This window comes from Nocardiopsis sp. NPDC006938 (assembly GCF_042869555.1).
Taxonomy (GTDB): Bacteria; Actinomycetota; Actinomycetes; order Streptosporangiales; family Streptosporangiaceae; genus Nocardiopsis.
Window position 1 is genome coordinate 217967 of the sequence record NZ_JBIAGA010000004.1, and the last position, 24927, is coordinate 242893.

General features: G+C 73.2%; 24 protein-coding genes. 11 read left to right on the top strand and 13 right to left on the bottom strand.

Annotated elements, in window-relative coordinates; genetic code table 11:
- Positions 1–15: 15 nt before the first annotated feature.
- Positions 16–537, top strand: coding sequence for a copper chaperone PCu(A)C (locus ACFYL4_RS08425; protein ID WP_387517484.1), 522 nt, complete (start codon positions 16–18; stop codon positions 535–537).
- A gap of 27 nt (positions 538–564) precedes the next feature.
- On the opposite strand, the gene ACFYL4_RS08430 is transcribed toward ACFYL4_RS08425, so the two are convergent.
- Genes ACFYL4_RS08430 through ACFYL4_RS08440 form a run of 3 tightly spaced genes read right to left on the bottom strand, consistent with a single transcriptional unit; the run spans position 565 to position 2259 of the window.
- Positions 565–963, bottom strand: coding sequence for a VOC family protein (locus ACFYL4_RS08430; RefSeq protein WP_387517485.1), 399 nt, complete (start codon positions 961–963; stop codon positions 565–567).
- Positions 960–1253, bottom strand: a complete 294-nt coding sequence (locus ACFYL4_RS08435) for a metalloregulator ArsR/SmtB family transcription factor (RefSeq protein WP_357764528.1) — start codon at positions 1251–1253, stop codon at positions 960–962. Before ACFYL4_RS08435 ends, ACFYL4_RS08430 begins: the two co-directional genes overlap by 4 nt.
- 55 nt (positions 1254–1308) lie before the next feature.
- Entirely contained in the window at positions 1309–2259 is a 951-nt protein-coding gene (locus ACFYL4_RS08440) for a LysR family transcriptional regulator (protein ID WP_387517488.1), read from the bottom strand.
- A 75-nt stretch (positions 2260–2334) separates the two neighbouring features.
- On the opposite strand from ACFYL4_RS08440, the gene ACFYL4_RS08445 reads away from it, so the two are divergent.
- Positions 2335–3570 carry an MFS transporter gene (locus ACFYL4_RS08445; protein ID WP_387517490.1) on the top strand — a complete coding sequence of 412 codons (1236 nt, stop codon included), beginning with the start codon at positions 2335–2337 and terminating at the stop codon, positions 3568–3570.
- A gap of 15 nt (positions 3571–3585) precedes the next feature.
- Here ACFYL4_RS08445 and ACFYL4_RS08450 read toward each other — a convergent pair whose 3' ends face one another.
- A complete protein-coding gene (locus tag ACFYL4_RS08450; protein ID WP_387517492.1) occupies positions 3586–4257 on the bottom strand; it encodes a lysophospholipid acyltransferase family protein in 672 nt (223 codons plus the stop codon).
- Between the two features lie 147 nt (positions 4258–4404).
- A complete protein-coding gene (locus ACFYL4_RS08455) occupies positions 4405–5328 on the bottom strand; it encodes a serine/threonine dehydratase (RefSeq protein ID WP_387517494.1) in 924 nt (307 codons plus the stop codon).
- Between the two features lie 134 nt (positions 5329–5462).
- Between ACFYL4_RS08455 and ACFYL4_RS08460 the strand changes: the two genes are divergently transcribed.
- Together ACFYL4_RS08460 and ACFYL4_RS08465 are read left to right on the top strand one after the other, a co-directional pair.
- Positions 5463–6407, top strand: a complete 945-nt coding sequence (locus tag ACFYL4_RS08460) for a LysR family transcriptional regulator (protein WP_387517496.1) — start codon at positions 5463–5465, stop codon at positions 6405–6407.
- Positions 6408–6464: 57 nt separating this feature from the next.
- A complete protein-coding gene (locus ACFYL4_RS08465; RefSeq protein WP_357764545.1) occupies positions 6465–6875 on the top strand; it encodes a VOC family protein in 411 nt (136 codons plus the stop codon).
- A gap of 49 nt (positions 6876–6924) precedes the next feature.
- Here the strand turns inward: ACFYL4_RS08465 and ACFYL4_RS08470 are convergent, their stop codons facing one another.
- The gene (locus ACFYL4_RS08470) at positions 6925–7557 is read right to left on the bottom strand and encodes a TRIC cation channel family protein (protein WP_357764548.1); all 633 of its coding nucleotides are present in this window, start codon (positions 7555–7557) and stop codon (positions 6925–6927) included.
- 243 nt (positions 7558–7800) lie between these two features.
- Between ACFYL4_RS08470 and ACFYL4_RS08475 the strand changes: the two genes are divergently transcribed.
- Positions 7801–9159: a dihydrolipoyl dehydrogenase family protein gene (locus ACFYL4_RS08475; RefSeq protein ID WP_387517499.1), complete on the top strand. Its 1359-nt coding sequence runs from the start codon at positions 7801–7803 to the stop codon at positions 9157–9159.
- Here ACFYL4_RS08475 and ACFYL4_RS08480 read toward each other — a convergent pair.
- A complete protein-coding gene (locus ACFYL4_RS08480) occupies positions 9085–9987 on the bottom strand; it encodes a siderophore-interacting protein (RefSeq protein ID WP_387517501.1) in 903 nt (300 codons plus the stop codon). The two genes, ACFYL4_RS08475 and ACFYL4_RS08480, sit on opposite strands and share 75 nt — an antisense overlap.
- A gap of 119 nt (positions 9988–10106) precedes the next feature.
- Positions 10107–11147 carry a BadF/BadG/BcrA/BcrD ATPase family protein gene (locus ACFYL4_RS08485; RefSeq protein ID WP_357764557.1) on the bottom strand — a complete coding sequence of 347 codons (1041 nt, stop codon included), beginning with the start codon at positions 11145–11147 and terminating at the stop codon, positions 10107–10109.
- Positions 11148–11263: 116 nt separating this feature from the next.
- On the opposite strand from ACFYL4_RS08485, the gene ACFYL4_RS08490 reads away from it, so the two are divergent.
- On the top strand, positions 11264–12553 hold the full coding sequence (locus ACFYL4_RS08490) for a GNAT family N-acetyltransferase (protein WP_387517503.1): 1290 nt from the start codon (positions 11264–11266) through the stop codon (positions 12551–12553).
- 166 nt (positions 12554–12719) lie between these two features.
- Entirely contained in the window at positions 12720–13472 is a 753-nt protein-coding gene (locus ACFYL4_RS08495) for a metal-dependent hydrolase (RefSeq protein WP_357764563.1), read from the top strand.
- A 690-nt stretch (positions 13473–14162) separates the two neighbouring features.
- Here ACFYL4_RS08495 and ACFYL4_RS08500 read toward each other — a convergent pair.
- Positions 14163–15929, bottom strand: a complete 1767-nt coding sequence (locus tag ACFYL4_RS08500; protein WP_387517505.1) for a sel1 repeat family protein — start codon at positions 15927–15929, stop codon at positions 14163–14165.
- A gap of 258 nt (positions 15930–16187) precedes the next feature.
- The gene (locus ACFYL4_RS08505) at positions 16188–16856 is read right to left on the bottom strand and encodes an HAD family hydrolase (protein WP_387517507.1); all 669 of its coding nucleotides are present in this window, start codon (positions 16854–16856) and stop codon (positions 16188–16190) included.
- 566 nt (positions 16857–17422) lie between these two features.
- On the opposite strand from ACFYL4_RS08505, the gene ACFYL4_RS08510 reads away from it, so the two are divergent.
- Both ACFYL4_RS08510 and ACFYL4_RS08515 read left to right on the top strand, forming a co-directional pair.
- On the top strand, positions 17423–18730 hold the full coding sequence (locus ACFYL4_RS08510; RefSeq protein WP_387517509.1) for a GNAT family N-acetyltransferase: 1308 nt from the start codon (positions 17423–17425) through the stop codon (positions 18728–18730).
- 96 nt (positions 18731–18826) lie between these two features.
- Entirely contained in the window at positions 18827–19285 is a 459-nt protein-coding gene (locus ACFYL4_RS08515; RefSeq protein ID WP_357764573.1) for a nitroreductase family deazaflavin-dependent oxidoreductase, read from the top strand.
- 128 nt (positions 19286–19413) lie between these two features.
- Here the strand turns inward: ACFYL4_RS08515 and ACFYL4_RS08520 are convergent, their stop codons facing one another.
- From ACFYL4_RS08520 to ACFYL4_RS08530, 3 genes are all read right to left on the bottom strand, one after another.
- Positions 19414–20469 (bottom strand): aminotransferase class V-fold PLP-dependent enzyme, encoded by a 1056-nt coding sequence (locus ACFYL4_RS08520; RefSeq protein ID WP_357764576.1) that lies wholly within the window; start codon positions 20467–20469, stop codon positions 19414–19416.
- 88 nt (positions 20470–20557) lie between these two features.
- Positions 20558–21400 carry a phosphotransferase gene (locus ACFYL4_RS08525; protein WP_387517512.1) on the bottom strand — a complete coding sequence of 281 codons (843 nt, stop codon included), beginning with the start codon at positions 21398–21400 and terminating at the stop codon, positions 20558–20560.
- Positions 21401–21449: 49 nt separating this feature from the next.
- On the bottom strand, positions 21450–21989 hold the full coding sequence (locus ACFYL4_RS08530) for a MarR family transcriptional regulator (protein ID WP_357764580.1): 540 nt from the start codon (positions 21987–21989) through the stop codon (positions 21450–21452).
- Between the two features lie 261 nt (positions 21990–22250).
- On the opposite strand from ACFYL4_RS08530, the gene ACFYL4_RS08535 reads away from it, so the two are divergent.
- Together ACFYL4_RS08535 and ACFYL4_RS08540 are read left to right on the top strand one after the other, a co-directional pair.
- Positions 22251–23213, top strand: coding sequence for an MBL fold metallo-hydrolase (locus ACFYL4_RS08535; RefSeq protein WP_357764583.1), 963 nt, complete (start codon positions 22251–22253; stop codon positions 23211–23213).
- 56 nt (positions 23214–23269) lie between these two features.
- The gene (locus ACFYL4_RS08540; RefSeq protein WP_357764586.1) at positions 23270–24910 is read left to right on the top strand and encodes an FAD-dependent monooxygenase; all 1641 of its coding nucleotides are present in this window, start codon (positions 23270–23272) and stop codon (positions 24908–24910) included.
- The last annotated feature ends 17 nt before the right edge of the window (positions 24911–24927 follow it).

Sequence of the window (24927 nt, forward strand, 5' to 3'; positions counted from 1 at the left end):
ACTCAGGACCCCATCATGAAGACCCGCACCGCGACCCTGCTGGCCCTGGCCCTGCTCGCCACGGGATGTTCCTCCGGCACGACCGTCCAGGAGGCCGCCGCGCCCGCTCCCGAACGGGGCGGGGCCGAGGCGGACGCCCTCATCGTCGAGGACGCCTGGATGCCCGAACCCGCCAACCCGGAGGTCGGCGTGGTCTACCTGGCGGTCACCAACACCGCCGACACGGACGACGCCGTCACGGGTGTGCGCACCGACGCCTCGCCCGACGCCGAGCTGTGCACCACCGAGACCACGGAGTCGGGCGCCTCCGTCATGCGCACCCTCGACGAGATCCCGGTCCCGGCCGGGGGCACCACCACCTTCGTGGACGGCGGCTACCACGTGATGGTCAACGACATCCCCGAGCCCCTCTCGGTCGGGGACTCCGTCGCCGTCACCCTGGACTTCTCCAGCGGTACCGAGGTCGTGCTGGACGTGCCCGTCCTGGAGATGACGGCCCCGGCCACGGAGGAGCCGGACCACGGAGCGCACCACTGACCACGGGCGCGCCCTCCCGTGCCCGGGTCAGCCCGCGTGGACGATCTGGATGAGGTTGCCGCAGGTGTCGTCGAGCACCGCGGTGGTGACCGGTCCCATGGTGAGGGGCTCCTGGGTGAAGGTGACCCCGAGGTCGCGCAGGCGCTCGTACTCGGCCTGGACGTCGTCCACGGCGAACTGGGTCGCCGGGATGCCGTCGTTGACCAGGGCGGTCCGGTAGGGCCCCACGGCCGGGTGGCCCGAGGGCTCCAGCAGGAGTTCGGCGCCCTCGGGGTCCTCCGGGGAGACCACGGTCAGCCAGCGGTTCTCGCCCTCCGGCCCGCCCAGGGGCACGTCGTGCTTCTTCTCGAACCCCAGCACGTTCGTGTAGAAGTCCAGGGCCTTGACCTGGCTGTCGACGAAGACGCTGTTGATGTGAATCCTCATGACGGCTTCTCCCCTTGGTCGGGTCCGGGCCACCGCTCGACGATGTGCCGCAGCGGTGCCGGGTTCATGGTGTGGAACTTGTAACGCCCCTCGCGCCTGCTCTCGACCAGGCCCGCCTCCTCCAGTACCGCGAGGTGCTGGGAGACGGCCTGGCGCGACATGCCGAGCTGGTGCCGGGTGATCAGTCGTGTGCAGAGCTCGAACAGGGTCTGCCCCGATCGCTCGCTCAGCTCGTCGAGGATCAGGCGCCGGGTCGGATCGGCCAGGGCCTTGAACAGATCGTCGGACACACGCCCACTATAGGCAAGCTGTGACTTGCCTATCAAGTCGTGAACTGGTGTTTTGTCAGCCCTTGACCTTCGTGGGAGGGGAGTCGCACACACCGGACAGGAGGGAGGCCAGCGCCGTCAGTTGCGGACCGGTGCGGTCGGTGCGCCAGACCAGCCCGAGCTGCGACCGCTCGGTCATCCCCTCCACCGAGAGGCAGCGCAGGTCGGCTCGAGTGATCTGCTCGGCCAGCGGGCGGCACACCAGCATGGCGTGCGCACCGGACGCGACCAGGGCCAACCCCTCCTGCACGGTGCGCACGCCCGTCGCCGAACGGATCGGGACGCCCGCCGGGGTGGTGGGAGGTACCCGCGCGGCCGTCCAGTACCCGGGAGCGTCGCCCGCCGGACGCACCAGGTCGAACCCGGCCAACTCCTCCACCCCGATCCGACCCGCGGGCGCGGACGGATGCGAGGCGGCCACCGTCAGGAACTGCTCCTGCGGGGGGAAGCGAAAGCCCACGGTCAGTTCGCTCTCGTGCGAGGGCAGCTCCACCAGCGCCGCGTCCAACCGACCTTCCAGAACGTCCGCGAACGGCGACCCCAGCGGGATCTCGCTCAGCGCGACCGTGACGCCGTGCCCCTCCCGCAGCAGCCGGAAGGCCTCGGCGACCTCGACGTGGACACTGCCGTGGAACCCGATGCGCAGCTCCCGCAGCGACCCGCGCATCGCCCGGTCCCGAGCGCGGGTGAAGGCCGCGGCCAGGGACTCGTAGGCGGGTCGTACCTCGTCCACGAACTGGGCGCCGAACCGCGTCAGCGCCACCCGCCTGCTGGTGCGTTCCACCAACCGCGCCCCGATCCGGCGTTCGAGGGCGGCGACGAGCTGGCTGGCCCGGCTGGGGGAGTAGCCCAGGCGCTCGGCGGTGCGCCCGAAGTGCAGCTCCTCGGACAGCACGACCAGGCATTCGATCTGCTGGACGTGGACCTGGTTCAACGTACCGTTCGGGGACGTGCGCGCACTCGCCATATCGTTGAGCCTAGTTCAACGATCGCTGAGCGGATCGTCGTTGTTCGCCGCACCGGGGCCCGCTTGGCTGGCCCCATGAGTACCACCGCGTCGTCATCGACGCCTCCCACACCGCCACCGGCCGACCACACCCGTCGCCCGGTCACGCCGAACACCACGCCACGACAGTGGACGTCGGTCGCGGTGCTGTCCCTGAGCACCTTCGTCGTCGTCACCTCCGAGATGCTGCCGGTCGGCGTCCTCACCCCGATGGCCGAGGGACTGGACGTCTCCACGGGGGCCGCCGGTTCCAGTCTCACCGTCACCGGCCTGGTCGCCGCCGTCACGGCCCCGCTGGTGCCGCGCCTGCTCGGCGGGCTCGACCGGCGCGCCGTGCTGGCGGCCGCCATGGTCGTGCTCGCCCTCGGCAACCTGCTGACCTCCCTGGCGGCGGGCTTCGGCCCGCTCGTGGCCTCCCGGGTACTCCTCGGAGCGGGCATGGGTGCGGTCTGGGGACTGGCGGCGGCGGTCGCGCTCCGACTGGTGGCCCCGCGCCACGCCGCGCTGGCGGTCTCCCTCACGGTCAGCGGCGTCGCGGCGGCCTCCGTGGCGGGGGTCCCCGTGGGCACCGTGGTCGGCGACGCCCTGGGCTGGCGCGCCGCCTTCGCCCTGCTCGCGGCGGCCGCCGTGCTCCTGGCCCTGGCGCTGCTGGCCGCACTGCCGCGACTGCCCCGGCCCGCCACCGCGCACCCCGCAGGGGGACGCCCGCCCGCCCTGGCCACACCGCCGGTTCTGGTCGGTCTGGGCGCGGTGGTGTTGCTGGTCACGGCGCACTTCGCCGCCTACACCTACGTACGGCCGGTACTGGAGGAGCGTGCCGGGCTCGGCGCCTCCGCCGTGGCCCTGGTCCTGCTGGTGTACGGCCTGTTCGGGCTGGTGGGCAACTTCGCGGCCGGTGCGGCGGCGGCCCGGCGACAGAGGGCGACCCTCGTCGTCCTGGCCGCGGGGATCGCCGCCGCCGTGGCCCTCCTGGCCCTGCTCGGCACGGTTCCCGTCGCGGCGGGTCTGGCCGTCGCCCTGTGGGGACTGGCCTACGGCGGGGTGTCGGTGGCGGGCCAGATCTGGATGACTCGCGCCGCCCCGGACCGCGTCGAACAGGCCACGGGCCTGTACGTGGGCGCCTTCACCGCCGCCATCGCCCTGGGCGCGCTGGTCGGTGGGAGCGTGGTGGGGGTCGTGGGCGTCACCTGGCTGCTCTGGTGCGCCGCCGCCCTCGCCGTGACATCGCTCGTGGTGGGGCTGCTGGGCCCGGGGCCGCGCGCCCGCGGCTGACCCGGCCCCAGCGCCCTACTCCTCGCCCCGGAAGTCGTTGTACCCGTCGGCCCGCTCCTGGCCGGACAGCGCGTGGATGGCGTCCATGACCTCGTCGGTGATGACCCGGCGGGCCTTGCCGGGGGCCATGCTGTCGAAACCGGTCGAGAAGTCCATGGGCTCGCCGAAGCGCACGGTGAACGGGTGGGGGCGCGGCATGCTGGCTCCGATCGGCTGCACCCGCTGGGTGCCCGACACCGCCACCGGCACGATCGGCGCCTTGGACTCCAGGGCCAGGTGGGCCACGCCGGTCCGGCCCCTGTAGAGGCGGCCGTCGCGGGAGCGGGTGCCCTCGGGGTAGACCACGCAGGCCTCGCCCTCGTTGAGGCGGTCCAGCATCATGTCCAGCGACATCATGGCGTCGCGGGCGTTGCCACGCCGCACGGGCATGGCTCCCAGGGAACCGAACACCGTCCTGGTGACGTACCCCTTGACCCCGGTGCCCTCGAAGTAGTCCGACTTGGCCAGGAACCGGACGGGGCGCTGGGTGACCGACAGCGGGATGACCACGCTGTCCACGAACGACAGGTGGTTGCTGGCCAACAGGACCGCGCCGGTGGCCGGGACGTTCTCACGGCCCTCGATGGTCGGTCGGCACAGGGTCCGGGCGAGGACCGCCGCGGTCTGCCGCAACGCACCGTAGAGCACGTGTTCTCCCTTTTGTTGTCGGACGGAGCCGACCTCAATGTAAGGGTGACTCACCGGTAACGATGACCTGTCGCACAGGGAGTGCGCCACGTCACGTACGCACCGAAAAGGGGAGGAACCGGCTCGGATCAGTGCAGGTGGCGGGGGTCAGCCGTGCAGTCGCCAGTCAGCGTTGGCGCCGCACACCACCAGACACGGGTGGTCGCCGGGCACGCGCCCGGCCAGCCAGGCGGCGAACGGGACGGCGGCGGCGGGCTCGGCGGCGATGCGGAACTCCTTCCACAGGCGGGTCTGCGCGTCGATGATCTCGGCGTCGTCGACGAGGACGGGAGTCACCGTGTTCGCGCGCAGCACCTCGAAGGGCACCCTGCCCAGGGTGGCCGCGCCCAGCGCCGAGGAGGCCACCGAGTCCACGGGGGTGCTGACCGGGTGCCCGGCCGCCAGCGCGGCGTGCAGGCTCTGGCAGCCCTCGGGCTCGACCCCGACGACCTCGCGGCCGCCCGCGCCCAGCCGCACCCCGGCGACCAGTCCGCCTCCGCCCACGGCGACCACGATCGAGTCGCACTCGGGGGCGTCGGCGGCGATCTCCAGCCCGAGCGTGCCCTGACCGGCGACGACCAGGGCGTCGTCGAAGGCGTGCAGGTAGCGCACGCCCCCGGCCTCCGCGCGTGTCCGCGCGGCCTCGGCGGCCTGGGCGTACTCCTCGCCGACCCGGACGATCTCGGCGCCGGTGTCCGCGAGCGGCTCGGCCTTGGCCTCGGGCACGGTCTCGGGGACGTAGACGGTGGCGTGCATGCCCAGCAGGCTCGCGGCGGTGGCCACGCCCAGGCCGTGGTTGCCGCCGGAGGCGGTGACGACCCGGTCCGTGGGCTCCCCGCCGAGCAGGGCGTTGAGGGCGCCGCGCAGCTTGAAGGCGCCCGTGCGCTGGAGGTGCTCCAGTTTCAGGGTGAGGGGGCGGCCGTCGATCTCGGCACGCATGACCGGGGTCCGCCGGGCGTACGGTGCGATGCGTTCGGCGGCGGCGCGGACGTCGGTGGCCGTGGGCACGGCGGGCGCGGTCGTGGTGCTCATGGTCCCACTCTGCCGCTACTGACCATTAACTTAAAGTTGGGTCTGCTAAAGATCATGAAGCAGAACTTTGTGTCAGACTTTGTCCGGTACGGCGGTGTCGTGCCTGGCGGGAAGCGTGGGAAGGGGGTGGTCGCGTGCTGGACGCCAACCGGGTGCGCGTGCTCGTGGAGGTCGCGCGCGCCGGATCGATCGCGGCCGCCGCCGAACGGCTCTCCTTCACCCCGCCCGCGCTCTCCCAGCAGCTCACCAAACTCGAACGCGAGGTCGGTTGCCGACTGGTGGAGCGCGGCCGCACCGGAGCCGTCCTGACCCGGGCGGGCGAGGTCCTGCTCGAACACGGCGAACGGGTCCTGGGCGAGCTGCGCGACGCCGAGACCGCCGTCCGCGCCGTCGCCGGCGAACGGGCCGACCGCCTCGCCCTGGGGGCCTTCGCCAGCGCGGGCAAGGTCCTGCTCCCCGGCGCGCTCGCCGCCTTCGGACACGAGCACCCCCACGTGCGGCTGTCGTTGTCCGACATCGAGCCGCCCGACGGGTTCGGGCTGGTCACCTCCGGCGACCTCGACCTGCTCATCACCCACCGCTACCCCGGGGTGCCGATGCCGCGCGCGGGCGGACTGCACCGCGAGCGCCTCCTGGTCGACCCGCTCAGGGTGGTGGCGCCCATCGGCCACCCCGTCGCGGACACCGAACCCTCCCTGGCGGACCTGGCCGACGAGGAGTGGATCTGCGGCGCCCCCGGTATCCACAACCGCGTCAGCCTGGACACCGCCGCCGAGGCGGCCGGGGTGACCCTGACCGTCGCCTACGAGACCCGCGACTACGAGGTCGCCCTCGCACTCATCACGGCGGGGGTGGGGGTGGCGCTCCTGCCCCAGAGCGTCCTCGACGCCTCGCACAACGGCGGATGGGTCAGCCGACCCCTGAGCGGCACCCACCTGGCCAGGGAGATCTACGCCGTGCACCGTCCCCGCCCGCCCGAACCGGTCCCCGACATGGTCGCCACCCTGCGCCGCACCGCGGCCCGGAGCCCGCGAACCCGAGAGGGACCGATGAGTTCGGCCGCCGACGGGGGTCGGTAGGTGTGAACACGCGCCGCGCGAATCTACGCGGCGCCCGAGCGAAGGACGGAACCGGCCATGACCACACCCGCGCCACTCTTCGAGATCGCCCTGCCCATCGCCGACCGGAGGCGGGCGATGGACTTCTACCAGGAGGCCTTCGGATTCGCGGCCCTGGGAGAGCCCGCCGAGGACGGCGTGCCCGAACCCCTGCGCCTGCGGGTGAACGATCACGCCGTGCTCACACTGATCCCCGCCGACGGGCTGGCCTGGGTCCTCGGCGAGAGCCGCCGGGTGGCCCGGCCCGGCACCAACGAGTGTTTGATGACCAGGACGCTCACCACCGAGTCGGCCGTCGACGACCTGATGGAGCGGGTCGGCGCGGCCGGGGGAGAGGTCGTCACCCCGGCCGAGCGGCAGCCCTGGGGGTACTCGGGCGTGTGCGCGGACCCCGACGGCCACCTCTGGCAGGTCACCCTGGAGGGCTGAACCGAGCGCCCGGACCCGCTCCGAACCCCGTCGCACCGGGGCGTCCCGGCTAGAGCGGCGGGGCGCCGGGCGGGCTCGGGGCGTTCCAGCGGTACCGCAGGGCCAGGATGCGCATGGTGAAGCACAGCAGGGCACCCACCACCGCGATCCAGCCGGGTCCGAACCCGGTCAGGTCCACGACCACGACGAACACCGCCCCGATCATCGCCGGGATGGCGTACAGGTGCGAGTTGGCGCTGAGCACCGTCGGCACGCGGTTGAGCAGCACGTCCCGGATGGTGCCGCCGCCCACGCCCGTGATGACGCCCAGCAGTACCGCCTGGAGCGGGCCGAACCCGAACTCCAGGGCCTTGGTCGCCCCGATCACCGCGAACAGGCTGAGCCCCGCCGCGTCGAACACCAGGATGGGTTTGTTCAGGTGGGTGAGCTGACGGCTGAGGAAGAACGCCAGTGTGCCTCCGGCCAGAGCCGTCACCAGGTACCGCCAGTCCTGGAAGGTGGCGGGGGTCTCACCCAGCAGGACGTCGCGGATGATGCCGCCGCCGAGGGCGGTCACCATCCCGAGCACCATGACACCGACGATGTCGACCCGCGCGGTGCGGATCGCGGTGAGGGAGCCGTCCAGCGCGAACGCGAAGATTCCCAGGAGGTCGAGGAGGAGCAACAGTTCGAGCGTGGACATGGCGGCGCGAGGGTCCTTCGGGCGAGACGAGGTGCGAGGCGGCACCGAGCGGACCACCGACCGGCTATTCCATCACGTCCGGGAGGGTGGTGCGCTCCGCCCGGCGGCGCGCCGCGGTACGAGGGCCCCGGCCGCGTGGCGGGGCGGAGCCGAGCGGGTTCTCCGGGCGTGTCGGTTCCCCGCCGCCACGCCGATGGCCGACCATCGGGGAGTGAGACACCGGACCACGGCGGAGCGAGGCACATGGAACACCTGGACGCGATCGTGATCGGTATGGGACCGGGCGGGGAGACGGTCGCCGACCGTCTGCTCACCGCCGGACGCCGGGTGGCGTTGGTCGAACGCGACCTCGTCGGCGGCGAGTGCGCCTACTGGGCCTGCGTCCCCACCAAGACCCTGCTGCGCACACCCGAGGTGCGGGCCGAGGCGGACGGCGCCGCCGGGGTCGGTGACGCCGCCCTGGACTGGCCTGCCCTGCGCGCCTACCGGGACCAGATGATCCGGCACCTGGACGACTCCGGGCAGGTCGACGGGTACGAGGAGCGCGGCGCCCTGGTCCTGCGCGGCGACGCCCGGATCGTGGGCCGCGACCCCTGGCGGGTGGCGGTCGGCGACGCCGAGTACACCGCCGACCACGTGGTCGTGGCCACCGGCTCGGGGGTGCTCGTCCCGCCTATCGGCGGGCTGGAGGACCTGGGGCCGGACGTGCTGTGGACCAACCGCGAGGCCACCACCCTCACCGAGATCCCCGGGAGCGCCCTCGTGGTCGGGGGCAGCGCCGTCGGGGTCGAGATCGGCCAGTTCCTGGCCCGGATGGGAACCCGGGTCACCGTCGTCCAGCGCGGACCCCGGCTGCTGGACCGCGAGGAACCCCGCCTGTGCGAGCTGGTCAGCGACCAGTTCGACCGCGACGGCGTCAGCGTGCGGCTGAACAGCGAGGTCGTCTCCGTGACCGGGGACGGCGACGGCGTGCTCGCCGAACTGACCGGCGGCGACCGGGTACGCGCGGACGTGATGGTGCTGGCCACCGGGCGCGTCCCGCGCGGCGACCAGCTCGGCCTGGCCGAGCTCGGGGTGGAGCTCGACCGCTCGGCGCTGCCGGTGGACGACCGCTGCCGGGTCGCCCCCGGGCTGTGGGCGGTGGGCGACGTCACCGCCCGGTCGATGTTCACCCACGTCGCTAAGTACCAGGGCCGGGTGGTCAGCGCCAACATCCTCGGCGGGAACCGGGTGGCCGACTACACCGGGGTCCCCAGGGTGGTGTTCGCCCAACCGGAGATCGCCGCGGTGGGGCTCACCTCGGCCCAGGCCCGGGACCGGGGGATCGACACGGCGACCTCCGAGACGGACCTGCCCTCGGTGCTGGCCCGGCCCTGGACCATGGAGACCGACCCGCGCGGCACGCTGGGGCTGGTCGCCGACCGCGGACGCGGGGTGCTGGTGGGGGCCTGGGCGTTCGGGCCGCAGGCCGCGGAGTGGATTCACACCGCCGCGCTCGCCGTGCGCATGGAGCTTCCGGTCGCCGCGCTACGGGACGCCATCCCGCAGTTCCCGACCTTCAACGAGGGCTACCTGATCGCCCTGGAGGCCCTGGACCTGTGAGGCGGGGCCGGGGTCAGGGCCGCGCGCGGCGGCCTCCTCGGCCTCCACACTCTGGTTCCACTCCGGCTTGGAGGCCTGCCAGCCGTCCTCGTCGCGGCCCAACCGCCAGTAGCCGGAGACCGAGAGGTGCTCCTTGGGCACGGCGAGCTCCACCCGCAGCAGGCGCCGGAGGTCGCGGACGAAGTGCGCCTCCCCGTGCACGAAGGCCCGCACCTGACCGGGAGGGAACTCCAGGGCACGCACCGCCGGGACCAGCAGGGACCCCGGTGCCGCGCCGTGGCGGTGCAGCCAGGTCACCCGTACGTCGGAGCCGGAGGAGAGCGGCTGTTCGTCGGCGGGGGTGTCGACCTCGACGAACACGTGGGCCATGGCGCCCTCGGGCAGGGCCGCCACGCTCGCGGCGATCGCGGGCAGCGCGCTCTCGTCTCCGGCCAGCAGGTGCCAGTCGGCCTCCGGAGCGGGCGCGTACCCGCCACCGGGGCCGAGGAAGCGGAGTCGGTCGCCCGGACGCGCCCCCGCCGCCCACACCCCGGCCAGGCCGACCTCGCCGTGGTACACGAAGTCGATCGTCAGTTCGCGGGCACCGGCGTCCCAGGAGCGCACCGTGAAGGTGCGGGTGACCGGCCACTCCTCACGGGGGCGCTCGGCCCGGACCGTGTCGATGTCGTAGGGCTCGGGGTCGTCGGGCGACGGCGCCGGGAACAGCAGCTTCACGTAGCTGTCCGTCCAGCCGGCCGTGGCGAACCCGGACAACCCCTCACCGCCCAGGACCACGCGGACCATGTGCGGGGTCAGGCGCTCCACGCGCTCGACCCGCCCGGTGTGCACGGTCCTTCTCGGACGCTCCCGCCGCTCCGTCACGACTCCCCCACTCTCTTGAGGTTAGGCAAACCTAACCGGACCCACAGTAGGGTGCGGACGCGGAAACGGGCAAACCGGGGCACCGCTCAGTCCCCCGACCACCCCGCGGGACGGGTGAACGCGCCGTGCAGGTCCACGTCCCGCTCGTCCGCGCCCGCGCGCAGCGCCGCCATCCAGGCCGCGCCCCCGGCGGTACTCCCCGCCACCAGCACCGGCGCGCCGGTACCCATGGTGAGCTTGTGCGCCAACGCCTCCCGGACCGGAGCGGAACCGGTGAGCACACCGCCGGACAGGACCACGGGCAGGTGCTCCCCGGGTGTGCGCACCTGGTGCACCGACTGCGCCAGGTGCCCGGCGGCGGCGTTCACGATCACCACGGCCGCCGGGTCCCCCGCCAGGAACGCCTCCGAGACCAGCGGAGCCAGCTCCGCGAGCCCGATCGGCGGCGCCGAGGTCAACGTGCGCGCGAAGTCGCGGGCGTGCTCCTCCGGACGCCGCTCCGAACCGCTCGGCCGCTGCCCCGGGATCACCCGCTTGGCCACCGTGCGGGCCAGCGGACTCAGTTCACCGCCCCGGCCCAGCTGGCGCGCGGTCTCCCGCGCCGCCTGGTGCCCGATCCAGAACGCCGACCCCTCGTCGCCGATCAGCCAACCCATGCCGTCGGCCGACCTCACCCGCCGACGGTCCTCGACCCGGGAGGCGATCGCCCCGGTCCCAGCGATGAGGACCGTACCGTCGCGCTCGGAGCTGCCCGAGGCGAAGGCCACGGCGTCGTCACCGGAGAACTCCTCACCGGTGGGGCGCAGCCCGGCCTTGACCAACGCCGTGTCCAACCGGGACCGCACGCGCGGGTCACGCAGCCCGGAGTACCCGGCGAGCCCCACCACGGTCGCCGCCACGGCGTCACGGGCGTCGGGTCCGGCCCGGTCCAGCGCGGCGCCGATCGCCTCGGTCAGCCGCTCGGCCGCCGTGTCGGGGCCGTGCGTGTTGGGGTTGGCGCCGCCGGAACGGGCCCGTCCGAGCCGCTCGCCGGTCAGGGTGGTCACCAGGGCGCGTGTGGTGGTGCCCCCGGCGTCGACCCCGACGACCAGCGCGGGGGAGGGGGAGGGGATTCGTCGTGTCGTCACCACTTGAGCGTGCCCCGGGCCCGGCCGACTTACTCACCCGGCCCGCCCGAAGGGAGCCCCACACCACGCCCAAAACCACTGGCCGCCGCTTCACCGCCCCTGGTAAGCCTGTCCGTATGACTGACGACACGAGGGTGAACCCCGACGCACCGACCCGGGGCTGGACCGTACGAGGCACCGACACGGACGAGTTCGCCCAGGCGGCCAGGGTCTTCGGGCAGAGCCTGCTGTTCCCCGAGGACATCGACTCGCTGCTGGAGCGGATGAGACCGCTCCACGGCGCCGTCGGCTACGACCGGGTCCTGGTGGCCGTGGACGAGACCCAGGACGAACCCGAGGTCATCGGTACCGCCAACCGCTTCCCCTTCGAGATGACCATGCCCGAGGGGCGCGTGCCCGTGGCGGGGGTCACCGGAGTCGGTGTGTGGCCCACCCACCGCCGCCGGGGCGTGCTCAGCTCGCTGATGCGCCGCCAGCTCGCCGACATCCGCGCCGAGGGCGTGCGCTACGCCGCGCTGTGGGCCTCCGAGGGAGCCATCTACGAGCGGTTCGGCTACGGCAACGCTTGCACGGAACTCGACACCACCCTGACCCGCCCCTACGCCGCCCTGCGCGCCGACGCCCCCCGCGACCCCGAACTGCGCGTGGTGCTGCGCGAACCCGCCCGGCTCCGCGCCGACCTGGAACGCGTCCACGAGGACGTCTGCGCCGTCCAGGTGGGCCAGTTCCGCCGCACGGAGCCCTGGTGGGACCGCGCGCTGTTCGACGGCCCCGCCCGGCGCGGGGACAAGGCCCCCCTCATGGCGGCCGTGGTGAGCGGACCGGACGGCCCCCTCGGCTACGCCCTGTACCGGGTCAAGGCCAAGTGGGAGGACGACGGCGCGCAGGGCGAGGCGCACGTCCAGGAGATCACCGCCACCACCCCGGCCGCCTGGGCGGCCCTCTTCGACCACCTGTTCAGCCGTGACCTGGTCACGAAGGTGTTCTTCCCGTTCCTGCCCGCGGACTGCCCGCTCCACCACCTCCTCCCCGACCGGGGACGCGCGGTGGCCGTGCACTACCCGTCGCTGTGGCTGCGGCTGGTGGACGTGGCCGGAGCGCTCTCGGAGCGGCCCTACGCGGCCCCCTTCGAGGGGGTCGTGGCCGTGACGGACCGCTTCGCGCCGTGGAACGCCGGGCGGTGGCGGATCAAGGCCGACACGGACGGTGCCCGGGTGGAGCTCACCGACGACGAGCCCGACCTGTCGCTGGACGTACACCACCTGGGGGCCGCCCACCTGGGCCAGACCACACTCACGGGCTTCCTCCGCGCGGGTCTGGTCACCGAGCACACCCCGGGAACCGTCGCCCGGCTTGACACGGCCCTGCACCGCGTGGACGCGCCCTACTGCGGGGTCATCTTCTAGGCACACGGGTGTCCCGACCGGCCGGGACACCCGTGCCCCCAGCGCCATGACGTCGTCCGTCATGTCCTCCGGACGGAGGGGAGCGGTTGGCGTCCCCCCGCCGCTCCTGGGACGCTCTACCCCAGAGGTCGTGCCCCCCGTTCCCCCCACCCCTGGAGGTCCCCCCATGATGGGCTCTTCGCACGCCGCCACCGGTGTGCTGGCCGGAGCCGCCGTCGGCGCGCTCGCCGGCGCTCAGGTCAGTGACGTTCTCGTGTGCGCGGCCGTCGGCGCGGGCGCCGCCCTGCTCCCCGACCTGGACGAGCCCGGGTCGTCCGTGGGCCGGTCGCTCGGGCTGGTGTCGGAGAAGGTGTCGGAGGGGCTGCGCGCCCTGTCACGGCGGGTGTACGCGGCCACCGGCACCCGCTACGAGCTGGAGGCGGGCAAGGACGGCGGGCACCGCCACCTCACGCACACGGTCCCCGCCGTACTGGTGTTCGGCCTCCTCGGGTACGTCGTCGCCGCCGTCGCGCCGCTCGGGACCGCGCTGGTGGTGTTCGCCATGGCGGCCCTGGGCGCTGGCACGGTCGCCCGGTCGTTGAAGGGGTGGGGCCCGAAACGGAAGCGGGCGATCGCGGCGGCCGTCCTCGCGGTGGTGTGCGCGACGACGGCGGTGTACGCGCCGGGCGGTGCGCCGTGGCTGATCGGGCTGACCGTGGCGGTGGGGTCGCTGACCCACGTGCTGGGGGACTGGCTGACCCGCTCGGGGGTGCCGCTGGCGTGGCCGTTGAAGGTGAACGGGAAGCGGTGGTGGATGTTCCGGTCCCCGGTCGCGTTCCACACGGGCCGGTCGCCGGTGGAGGTCGCGATCCGATGGGTGTCGCTGGCCGCGGCACCCCTGATGCTGCTGGTGGCGGCCCCCGCCGTCCCCGCAGGTTAGCGAACCGCACCTGGGGTGTTCGCGCGCCGACGACCGGCCCGCTGGTGATCCCGGCGATGCCCTCGGCGTCGTCGCCGTGCCGACGGCCGGTGGCGCACCGTGCCGGGCGGCGCCTCGGTGCCGGACCGGTCGCTCTCGCTCAGCTGGGCGTCGCCGTGATCGCCCGCCCTGTCGCCGTGCCGCTCCTGGTGTGACATCCCCTCGCCCCGGGAGTGGCGGGCACCCGGGGCGAGGGGAGCACGCACGGGTACGGGGCCGCCCCCGCCGGCCGGCGGGGGCGGGGATCACTCCGGCTTCCCGCCCTCCTCGGGCTCCGGGACCGGTTCCGGCTCGGGGACCGGCTCCAGGGGCGCCTCGCCCCGGCGCACCCCCACCGAGGGGCCGCCTTTGGCTCTGTACACGTTTCGCCTCCCGCTCCCGGGCGCGCGGCGCGCCCGCCTCACCCTCTTCTACCCCCTGCCGACCGGACCGGAGCCGGTGTGGCCGGTGCGGGCCATGACCGGACCCGGCCGGAGAACCGGCCCTGGAGCCCGCTGGAGGCAGGTCCGACCCGGACCGGCCTGTCAGCGCGCGCGGGAGGCCGCCGTGCCCGTAGGCGCCCGTGGGTGCCCGACCGACCACCACGACGGCACGGAGGCGGAGCGGGCCCAGCGGGAACTCACTCCACGCCGGTGGCGTTGCCGCAAGAGATCATTTCCAGGAGCCGGGCTCCAGCCACCACTCGGCGTCGGCGAACCGCTCGCGCATCGCCGCGTGCTGAGCCCGGGCTCGCCGGTTCCACGTGGCGGCCTCCTGCTCCCGACCGGGCTTCTTCGCCAGCATTCCCGCCAGCTGCTCCATCGCGTCGCTCAGGCCCTGTTCGGCGGCTCGGAGGAACCAGGTTTCGGCCTCCTCCTCCCGCCCCGCGTCCCTCAGGTGGTATCCGAGCCCCTGCATCGCGTCGGGGTCACCCTGGTCGATGGCCCGCCGGTAGCACTCCTCGGCCTCCTCCTCCCGGCCGGGCTCCTCCGACAGCAGTGTCGCGAGCGCGCACACGGCGTCGGGATGACCGTGGTCGGCGGCCTTGCGGTACCACTCCTCGGCCCACGACTCCAGCCCCTCCTCCAACCACAGCAGACGGCCGAGCTCGACCATCGCGTCGACGTGCCCCCGCTCGGCCGCCTTCTCGAACCACTCCTGGGCCATCCACTTCCACTTGCCGGTCCCCCGCTGGGACGTCAGGTCCGCGTAGTGGTACATCGCCTCGAGGTCCCCCTGGCGAGCCAACGGTTCCAAGGCCGCCTCGGCGATGTCGAACCTGCGGGCGCTCAGCGCCGTGACCCCGACGGTGATCCGCTCCCGCTCGGTGGCCAGGTCCAGGGCCGTGCGCCACACGCCCTCGGGCGGCATCCCCCTGAGGGTGAGGGAACCGAACGCCCGCCACCGGCCCTGCCGACCGGCGGGTACCAGCAATCCGGGCAGCCCGTCGCGTCGGCGGGTGGCCCATGCCCAGGCCTGGTCGGCGTCCTCCAAGAGGGGCGGTGGATCGGGCAGGTAGGCGGTGTGGGCGGCCTCGATCTCTTCCCGCGTCAACGGGCCGGACACGCCGATCCGTGCCAGCACCACGGCCGCCGCGACCAGCGCGTACCCGCGCGGATGGCCGTTGTCGGGGCCGCCGCTCCAGATCGGCTCCAGCACGGGGCCCGCCGCGAGCCGTTCCGTCACCCCGAACCGCTCGTCGGCCGCGGTCACGGCCTCCGCCAGGCGTTCGTCGCCGCTGGCACGCGCGCGTTCGCGTTCCCAGGGACTCCAGCGGCGTGCGACGACGACCGGTGCGACGTCGAGCGCCGAGAACCCGGTCCACAACCGGGGACGGTCCTCGTCGACGTCGCCCGGGCGCAGGTCCTCCAGCCGGTCACGCCGGATGGTGGCCGCCACCACCGCGTCGGCCGCGCCGAGTGCGGCGACCAGAGTCTGGGGCAGTTCCGAGGCCAGGTGGTGGTCCAGGTCGTCCAACCAGATCACCCACCCCCGAGGAGCGCGCTCGGCCCTGGCGTTGAGCCACGCGGGCAGGGGGCGTAGGTCGGTGCCCCGGGGCGGGGCCAGCAGCACCCGGTCGGGCAGGACACGGCCCAGCGCGGCGGCCAGGGGGCGGGTCTTGCCCACGTTCGGGGGACCGGCCACCAGGACCAGTTCTCCGCGCGGTGCGGCGGCTGCCGTGGCCAGGAGCGAGTCGAGCTGGGGGTCCACGTCCCTGGCCACGTAGGGCGGGAACCCGGTGTCCTCGGAGCCGGGAACGCGGACGTCGGCGAACAGGTCGCCCACCGCGTGCTGGCGGACGGGCACAGCCGAGTCCACCCACCCGGGCACCGGCAGTGTGCCCGGAGGGTCGACGTCGGCCTGTTCGTGGGCGCCACCAGCCGGGAGGGACGGCCCGTGGACGTCGCGTGCGTGGTCGTCGGCGTGGTCGTCGGCCAACCCGATCACCCGCGCCGGGAGCGGAATCGGGGGAGACGAGCGGAGTCCGCCAGGGGCGTTCGTGGCGCCGGGGCGGGGGCCTCTCGGGTCGCGGTGGGGGGCCATGCCGGAGTTCTTCGCATACGCCGATTCTGCCTCCCCGCCAGGGCGCGGCCCACCGTCCCCCGACCAGCGCGGAGGAACTCCCGGACGCTCACTGTGCGAGGAGCCCGGCCCGACCGTTGAGCCGGAGCTACGAGTGGCCTCCGCCGGTCCGGGTCATCCGCCCCCGACCGGGTCGGGGACGCCCAGCAGACCCCTGACGTGCGAGGCCAGACCTGGCCGACCGTCCGCCAGAACCGTCGTGATCCCCAGTTCCTGTGCGGGGAGAAGGTTGTCGGGGTTGTCGTCGACGAAGACGCACCTCTCACCCCGCACACCCAGGCGCTCGAGTGTCCGCCGGTAGATCTCCGGGTGCGGCTTGGCGACCCCCTCCACTTCGGAGAGCACCGTGACGTCGCACAACTCGTGCACCCCCAGCCTCCGATAGGGGTCGTAGGGGTCCAACCCGAAGCTGTTGGACAACAGCGCGGTCTTCAACCCCGACTGTCGCGCTGCGAGCGCCAGCCCGATCATGTCAGGAGCTGGGCGTACCCTCTCCCAGGCCCGCCCCATGAGGTTCTCGTGCTCGTCGACCCCCAGGAGGCGGGCGGTGGACCTGTTCCACTCCTGCTGCGTGAGTCGCCCGGCCTCCAGTTCCAGGTAGAGACGGCGTCCCTCGGGGTGATGGTTCAAAGCCGTGCCCCAGGCACGTGGCGCGAGCCCCTGTTCCACACACCACCCCTGAAGGGCCTCGCGCACACCCTCGGTGAGGACCCCGACGAAGTCGAGGATCAGGGCCTGGTACTGCGCACGCGGCAGGGAGGGCGACATGGAGGTCCTCGTCATCAGGGGGTGGAGGTCACCATCACTTCCTTCCAACCTCTCGGTGTCCTCAACCCGATCAGAAGCACCCGGATGCCCGGAAGGGACAGCGTGGTGCATCGCGACCAGGGGGTTCCCGTTCCACAGTCGGAGGTGGAACGGCCCCGGATGGCGGGTGTTTCCTCCGCAGCACGAGTGCGCCAGCAGCCAGACTGGTCGGTCCATCCCCACGTGCGTGGGGCTTGCGACACGCAGAACCGTGACCAGGGGTATCTCAGCGGTCCATTCCCACGTGCGTGGGGCTCGCTCGACTCGCCCGGCAAGTTCGTCGGCCTGGTGCGGTCCATCCCCACGTGCGTGGGGCTTGCGCCTCATGACCTGCGACAACGCGGCTCGTTGTCTCCGCTTGGCCTGGTTGACCGCCAACGGCGGCTCCCGCTGTGCGCTCATCCTTCCAGAAACCGGGGCGACGTCACCTCGGCACCTCCACTTCCCCTCCCAGCATCCCGGAAAACCGTTGGCCGCGCTCTCCGACCGGCTGGTAGAACGACTCCACACACCGGCCACACCCCCAGGAGGGCGACACACACATGAGCCAGGCAGAACCACAGGGCTGGACGGTCCGTACCGGAGGCAGGGACGACTTCACCGCCGTCGTCGAGACGGTCGGAGAGGCACTCCTCGCCCCGGACGAGCGGGCGACCTCCCAGGCCCGGCTCTCCCCGCTCTTCGAGGAGAACGGCTTCGACCGCCTCCTGGTGGCCGTGGAGGCGGACTGGCCCCACCGGCACCGCACCACCGAGGACGAACGGGTCGTCGGCGACGGCCGGGTGATCGGGTCGGTGAGTTCCTTCCCCTTCCAGATGACCCTGCCTGGCGGAACCCGGTCGGTCGCGGGGGTCACCGGGGTCGGTGTGTGGCCCACCCACCGCCGTCAGGGCGTCCTTTCCGCCCTGATGCGCCAACAGCTCGCGGACGTCCACGCGCGCGGTGAGTCCCTCGCGGTTCTGTGGGCCTCCGAGGGTTCCATCTACGGCCGCTTCGGCTACGCCCCGGCGACCAGCGAGTACACGGGTAGGCTCGCCACCTCGCACACCGGTCTGCGCCCCGACGCCCCGCGCGATCCCGCGCTCTTCGTCGAGCTCACCCACGCCTCCAGGGCGCGCGCCGACCTGGAGCTGGTCCACGCCGCCGTCACCGCCCGCCAGGTCGGTCGGCTCCGGCGTTCCCCGGCGTTCTGGGACAGAGCCCTGAGGGACCTCGCCGACGATCGGGAGGGCCGCAGCCTTCTCAAGGCCGCCGTGGTCCACGGCATGGAGGGGCCGGTGGGCTATGCGCTGTACCGCACCCGTAACCGGTGGGAGGACGCCAACCCCTGCTCCGAGGTCCATGTGAAGGAGCTCCTCGCCGTCACCCCCGCCGCGTGGACCACGCTGTTCGAGCACCTGGCCAGCCGCGACCTGGTCGCTCGGCTGGTCTTCGACGGCATGGCCGGCGACGACCCGGCGCACTTCCTGCTGGTCGACCCCCAACGGCTGGTCACCACCTACGACGACTCCCTGTGGGTGCGCCTGGTGGACGTGCGCACCGCCCTGGCCGAACGCTCCTACGCCGCCCCGGTCGACCTGGTCCTGGAGGTCACCGACCGGCACGCCCCCTGGAACGAGGGCCGCTGGCGGCTGAGCGCCGACGCTTCCGGCGCCGCTTGCGAGACCACCCGCGACGCGCCCGACGTCTCCTTGGACGTGGCCCGCCTCGGCGCGGTCCACCTGGGCGGGAACACGCTCACCGGGTTCCTGCGCAACGGGCTGCTCGTCGAGCACACCCCGGGAGCCGTGGCCGCGTGGGACGCCGCGCTGTTCCGTCCCGAGTCGCCCTTCTGCGACCAGGGTTTCTGAGCACGGCCCAGGAGGGGAGGCGCGTCGGGCCTCCGCCGGGGTTCGCGGGCGTGGCACGATCGGGGAGGACTCCGTAACCGAGCACCGGGGAGAGCGATGACCGCCAGTGGCGTACTCCAGGGCGAGTACGAGCCGAGTTCGTCGAAGTTCGTCCGAGACCAGGTGGAGCTGTACGAGCGCACCGGCGGTCGGGAGGGCGACACCCTCATGGACACCGGGATGCCGGTGATCATCCTGAGCACGCGCGGCCGCAGCAGCGGCAAGGTTCGCAAGACCGCCCTGATGCGGGTGGAGCACGACGGCGCCTACGCGGTGATCGGCTCCCAGGGCGGGGCGCCGCAGGACCCGGCGTGGGTGGGCAACCTGCGCGCGGCGCCCGATGAGGTCGCGCTCCAGGACGGCCCGGCCCCGTTCGCCGCCCGTGCCCGGGAGGTCCAGGGCGAGGAGCGGCGACGGTGGTGGGATCGTGCGGTGAGCGCCTACCCGCCCTACGCCGACTACCAGGAGAAGACCGACCGGGTCATCCCCGTGTTCGTGGTCGAACGCGTGGACTGACCGCGATACGCGGCCGGGCACGGCCGACGCCTCCTCACAGGGCATCGGTCGTGCCCCGCCACCGTGCCCGTTGGCCGCGTCACGGCCCGGTCGGCCTGAGCTGACCGGGCCGGGGCTGGCCGGTCGGCCTAGGTCAGGGCGCTGACCAGCCGGTCGACGTCCTCTTCGGTGTTGTACAGGTGGAAGCCCACCCGCAGGCGGCCGTCGCGCAGGGCGGCGGAGATCCCGACCTCTTCGAGGCGTCCGGCGGTGCCCTCCGGTACGGGGAGGGACACGATCGCCGAGCCCCCGGCTTCCTCACCCATGGCGTTGCGGAACCGGTCCGCCAGGGCGACGTCGTGCGCGTGTACCTCCTCCACCCCGATCTCCTCCAGGAGCGCGAGCCCCGGGGCCAGCCCGATCCAGGCGGGCCACACCGGCGCCAGGTCGAGCCCGCGCGCCCCGTGGGCGAGTCGTAGCGGCCCCCCGTAGAGCGAGTCCCACGGGTCGGCCCCCGCGTACCAGCCCGGGGCGAGGGGCGAGAGCGCGGCCAGGGCCTCCTCGGTGCCGGTCAGGAAGGCCGCCCCGCGGGGGCCGAGCAGCCACTTGTAGGTGCTGCACACGACGTAGTCCGCCTCGTGCACCGGGGTGGAGAGCCATCCGGCGGACTGGCTGGTGTCGAGCAGGAGCCGGGCGCCGTGGTCGGTGCAGGCGGCCCGCAGTTCCCTGATCGGGGCGACGCGGCCGGTGGCGGACTGCACGGCGGCGACGGCCACGAGTGCGGTGGCCGGGCCGACCTCCTCGGGCAGCTGATCGAGGGGCACCTCCCGGACCCGCACGCCGTGTGCCTGCCGGGCCATCAGGGGGAAGACCACGGAGGTGAACTCGCCTTCGGCGAGCAGGACCTCCGAGCCCGCCGGCAGGCTCGCCGCGACCGTTCCGACGAACTGTGCGGTGTGGGTGCCGACGGCGACGTTCTCGGTGTCGACGCCGACCAGTCGGGCGTAGGAGGCGCGCGCGGCGTCGACGGCGGCGTCGACGGACCCGGGGGAGAACCGGCCGGTCGCCACCTCGTGGAGGTTCTGCTCCAGGGCTTGGCGGGCGCGGTGGGGCAGGAGGCCGTGCGTGGCGGTGTTGAGGTAGGTGCCCTGGGGGGAGAACTGGGTCCGTGCCTGGCTGAGGCTCGTGCGTGCGGTCTGGTTCATGGACCGCATGTTCACAGGCGCCCGGGGGTGGTTCAAGGTCCAATCGGCCGTGATTGGACTCTTTCGGGTGTGCCGGGCCCGGGGCGGTTCAGCGGGAGCCCGAGCCCTCGGTCGCGGTGCGCAGTTGGTCCAGCCACGCGGCGCCCTGTCGGTGTCCGTCGGGGAACCGGTCGTGGCGGTCCCAGCGCCAGGTGGTGATCATCGCCAGCACGAGGAGGCGGCACCGGCGCAGCAGTTCGGGGTCGAAGGCCGGGTGGTGGTCGGCGACCGCTTCGGGTGCGTGTGCGAGGTCGAACTCGACCGGCCCCCGGCAGACGGTCTCCAGGTCGACGAAGAGCGGCCCCCGTGCGGTGGCGATCAGGTTTCCGGGGTGCGGCTCGCCGTGCAGGAGTTGTTCCGGGGCGTCGTGTTCGGCGATGCCGCGCTCCGTGTCGCGCAGGGTGTCGGCGAGCAGTCGTCGGTCGGGACCTGAGAGGGCGGGGGTGCGGTGGGGGTCGGCCACGAGTGCGCGGGCCTCGGCGACGCGGTCGGTGAAGTGCGGGGTGTCGAGGTCGATCCCGCGCAGCCCGTCGTGCAGCCGGGTGAGGGCCAGGGCGTAGTCGGGGGCGGGGACCCGCGAGGTCGTTACCGCCGCGTGGTGGGTCCACAGGGTGACGTCGAGTCCGTCGTGCTCGTGGACGCGGGCCGTGACGCGGGGGTCGGGCGCGGCAACGGGCGCACCCGTCAGAGCGAGCCGCCGGGCGAGTTCGACCTCGGTCCGCGTCGAGTCCACGCCCGGGGGAGCGACCCGGGCCAGGATGTCGCAGGGCAGGAGTCGCAGGGTGATCCGGTTCGACGCCTGGAGGACGACGGCGTCGTCCGCGGCCAGGCCGTGGGAGGCGGCGACGGCGGTGGCGGCGGCCACCGCGCGCCGGGTTCGGGTCGGGCTCACGGGTTCTCGGTTCCCTTCGCGTCCTGCGGCGTCGACCGCGTCGACCGTCTCAGCTGCGGAACTTGGCCTGGGCGTCGGTGGAACCGGCCATCAGCTTGTTGAGCAGGCGTACCAGCTCGCGGCGCTCCTCGGGTTCGAGCGCCTCGGCCCAGGCGCTCTCCCTGCGGTTGTGGGCGCGGAAGACTCCGAGGATCGCCCCGTATCCGGCCTCGGTGAGGCTGAGCTGGAGGGCGCGGCGGTCGTGGACGGCGCGTTCGCGGGTCAGCAGCCCGTCGCGTTCGAGGGTGTTGAGCAGCGCGGACAGCGCTGCGCGGCTCATGCCGGAGATCTCCGCCGTGGTCTTGGCCTCCATCGGCCCCGCCAGCCACAGGGCGAACAGCACGCGAAACCCCGGCCAGGTCCACCCCCGGGGGCGGTGCACGGTGGACTCCAGGTCGTAGACGACCATGCTCGTCGCCCGGTTCAGGGTCAGCACCATGCGCATGGCCTCGGCGTTGACCGTGGGGAGTTCTCGTTCGGCCTTGTGGACCGCGTAGTCCACGAACGACCAGAAGGTGAGCTCGTCGGGGGGTGCCGTGTTGTGAGTCACGCGGACCAGCCTAGTACGGGGAGTGATCGGCGTCCGTCCCGTCGCGGCTCGGGCGTCACCTCCCGATCGCCCTCCGTCGGGGAGGTCGGCCCGTGACAGAGGGGGCACGGTGGGTAGCCTGGTGGAGTGATCTGCATCACCGCTCCGGGGGTTCTGGGCCTCTTGGCCCTGTGGCGCGGAGCACGTTATGGTCTTTTTCATCAAACGTTTGATCATTTGGGCGGCGGCAGCCGCCCGCGACGAGTGAAGGGCGCACCGACCATGGCAGCCAAGCCGTTCGCCTCATCCGCCGACACCGAGGTCAAGGAGCAGACCCTGGAGGTCCTGGCCGACGGCGTCTACGCCCTCACCGCGGAGGGCGACCCCAACGTCGGCGCCATCGAGGGCGAGGACTTCGTGGTCGCCTTCGAGGCCCTGGCCACCCCCACCGCCGCCAAGGAGTGGCTCGCCAAGCTCCGCGAGCACACCGACAAGCCCGTCCGCTACCTGGTGCTCTCGCACTACCACGCGGTCCGCGTCCTGGGCGCCAGCGCCTTCGACGCCACCGTCATCCTCACCCACGAGAAGACCCACGAGCTCATCCGCGAACGCGGCATGGAGGACTGGGCCAGCGAGTTCGGTCGCATGCCGCGACTGGCCAAGGACGCCGACTCCGTGCCCGGGCTGACCTGGCCCACCCAGACCTTCGCCGACCGCACCACCATCGACCTCGGCGGCGACCGGGGCGAACTGGTCCTGGAGTACTTCGGGCGGGGCCACACCGAGGGCGACGTCGTCGCCTGGCTGCCTCGGCAGAAGATCCTCTTCGCCGGAGACCTCGTCGAGGCCCAGGCCGCCCTCTACACCGGCGACGCCTTCCACAAGGACTGGGCCGGGTCCACCCTCGACCGTGTCAAGGCCCTGGGCGCCGAGATGCTCGTGGGCGGGCGCGGCGCCGTCAGCCGGGGCCGCGACGAGGTCGACGCCGCCATCGAGCAGACCCGCGCCTTCCTCAACGTGATGATCCGCGAGGTCGGCGCCGTCCACGAACGCGGCGGCACCCTCAAGGAGGCCTTCACCGCCACCCACGCCGCCCTGGTCGACGGCTACGGCCACTGGCCGATCTTCGAGCACTGCCTGCCCTTCGACGTCTCCCGCCTGTGGGACGAGTTCTCCGGTATCGAGCGCCCGGTCATCTGGACCGCCGACCGCGACCGCGAGGTCTGGGCCCAGCTCCAGGGCTGACCGCCCCCACCCCATCGACCGCGCCCGTACGGGGCGCCCCACGAACGGAGTCCATCATGCGCCCCCCCGCGCCTCGCACCCCAGCCGACACCGGCACCGACCCCGTCCTGGTGCTCGGCGCGGGGCCGGTCGGTCAGACCGCGGCCCTGCTGCTGGCCCGCCGTGGGGTCCCCGTACTGGTCGTCGACGGCCGCCCCGAACGCGACGCGGTCGGTTCCAAGGCCATCTGCCAACAGCGCGACGTCCTCGACGTCTGGGAGTGGCTCGGCGGCGGACGGATCATCGAGGAGGGGTTGACCTGGGACACGGCCCGCACCTTCTACCGGGAGCACGAGCTCTTCAGCGTGCGCCTGCCCGACCCCGGCGCCTCCTCCCTGCCCTCCTTCGTCAACATCTCCCAGTCCCGCACCGAGGAGGTCCTCGACGGGCTCCTGGCCGAGGCCGGGGTGCGGATCAGCTGGGGCCACGAGGTCACCGCGATCGACCAGGACGCCGACGGCGTCACCGTGGAGTGCGCCACCCCGCGCGGCCCGGTACGCCTGCGTGGCTCGCACGCGCTGTCGTGCATGGGGGCTCACGGCGGCGTGGTGCGCAAGGCCCTCGGCCTGGACTTCTCCGGCACGAGCTTCGACGACCGCTTCCTCATCTGCGACATCCGGGCCGACCTCGGCGACTGGGAGCGGGAACGCCGCTTCTACTTCGACCCCGAGTGGAACCCGGGGCGCCAGGTCCTCATCCACCCCTGCCCCGACTCGGTCTTTCGCATCGACTGGCAGGTGCCCTCCGACTTCGACCTGGAGGCGGAGGAGTCCAGCGGCCGCCTGGACGCCCGCATCCGGCAGATCATCGGCGACACCCCCTACGAGATCGTCTGGCACTCGGTGTACCGCTTCCACACCCGCGTTGCCGACCGCATGCGCTCGGGGCGCGTTCTGCTCGCCGGTGACAACGCCCACCTGGTCGCCCCGTTCGGCGCGCGCGGCCTCAACTCCGGGGTCCAGGACGCGGAGAACGCCGCCTGGAAACTGGCCTACGTGCGTGACGGCTGGGCAGGGGAGGCGCTCCTGGAGAGCTACCACACCGAGCGTCACGCCGCCGCTCTGGAGAACGCCGAGGTCACCAGCGCCACCATGCGGTTCCTGGTGCCGCAGGACGATGCCGAGCACGAGCTCCGCGTCAGCGTCCTGGAGAGGGCGGTCAACGACCCCGTCGCCCACCCGATGGTCGACTCCGGGCGACTCGCCGAACCGTTCTGGTACACCGATTCCGCGCTCACCACGGCCTGCCCCGAACGCCCCTTCGGAGGCCGCCCCCCGCGCGGCCAGGCTCCCGCGCCCTGCCCCGGCGTGATCCTGCCCGACGCCCCCGTCACCGTCCCCGGCCGCCCCGAACTCACCCGCCTGCGCCCACTCCTACGTGAGGGGCTCACGCTGCTGCTGGGCCGGGACGCCGACCGCGCCGCCGTTCACGCGGCCGCCACCGGCGCCACCCCGGCCCCCGTCACCACCCTGCTCCTCGACGACGTGGACACCACCGGAGCCCTGCGCGGGGCGCTCGACCCCCTGCCCGGGCAGGTCTGGCTCGTGCGACCCGACGCCCACGTCGCCGCCGTGGTGTCCGGACACGACCCCGACGCCGTCCGCGCGGCGGTCCGCACCGCCCTGGGCCGCCCCGCCACCGACACCGTTCCCGCCTAGACCGCGCGGCTCCCGAC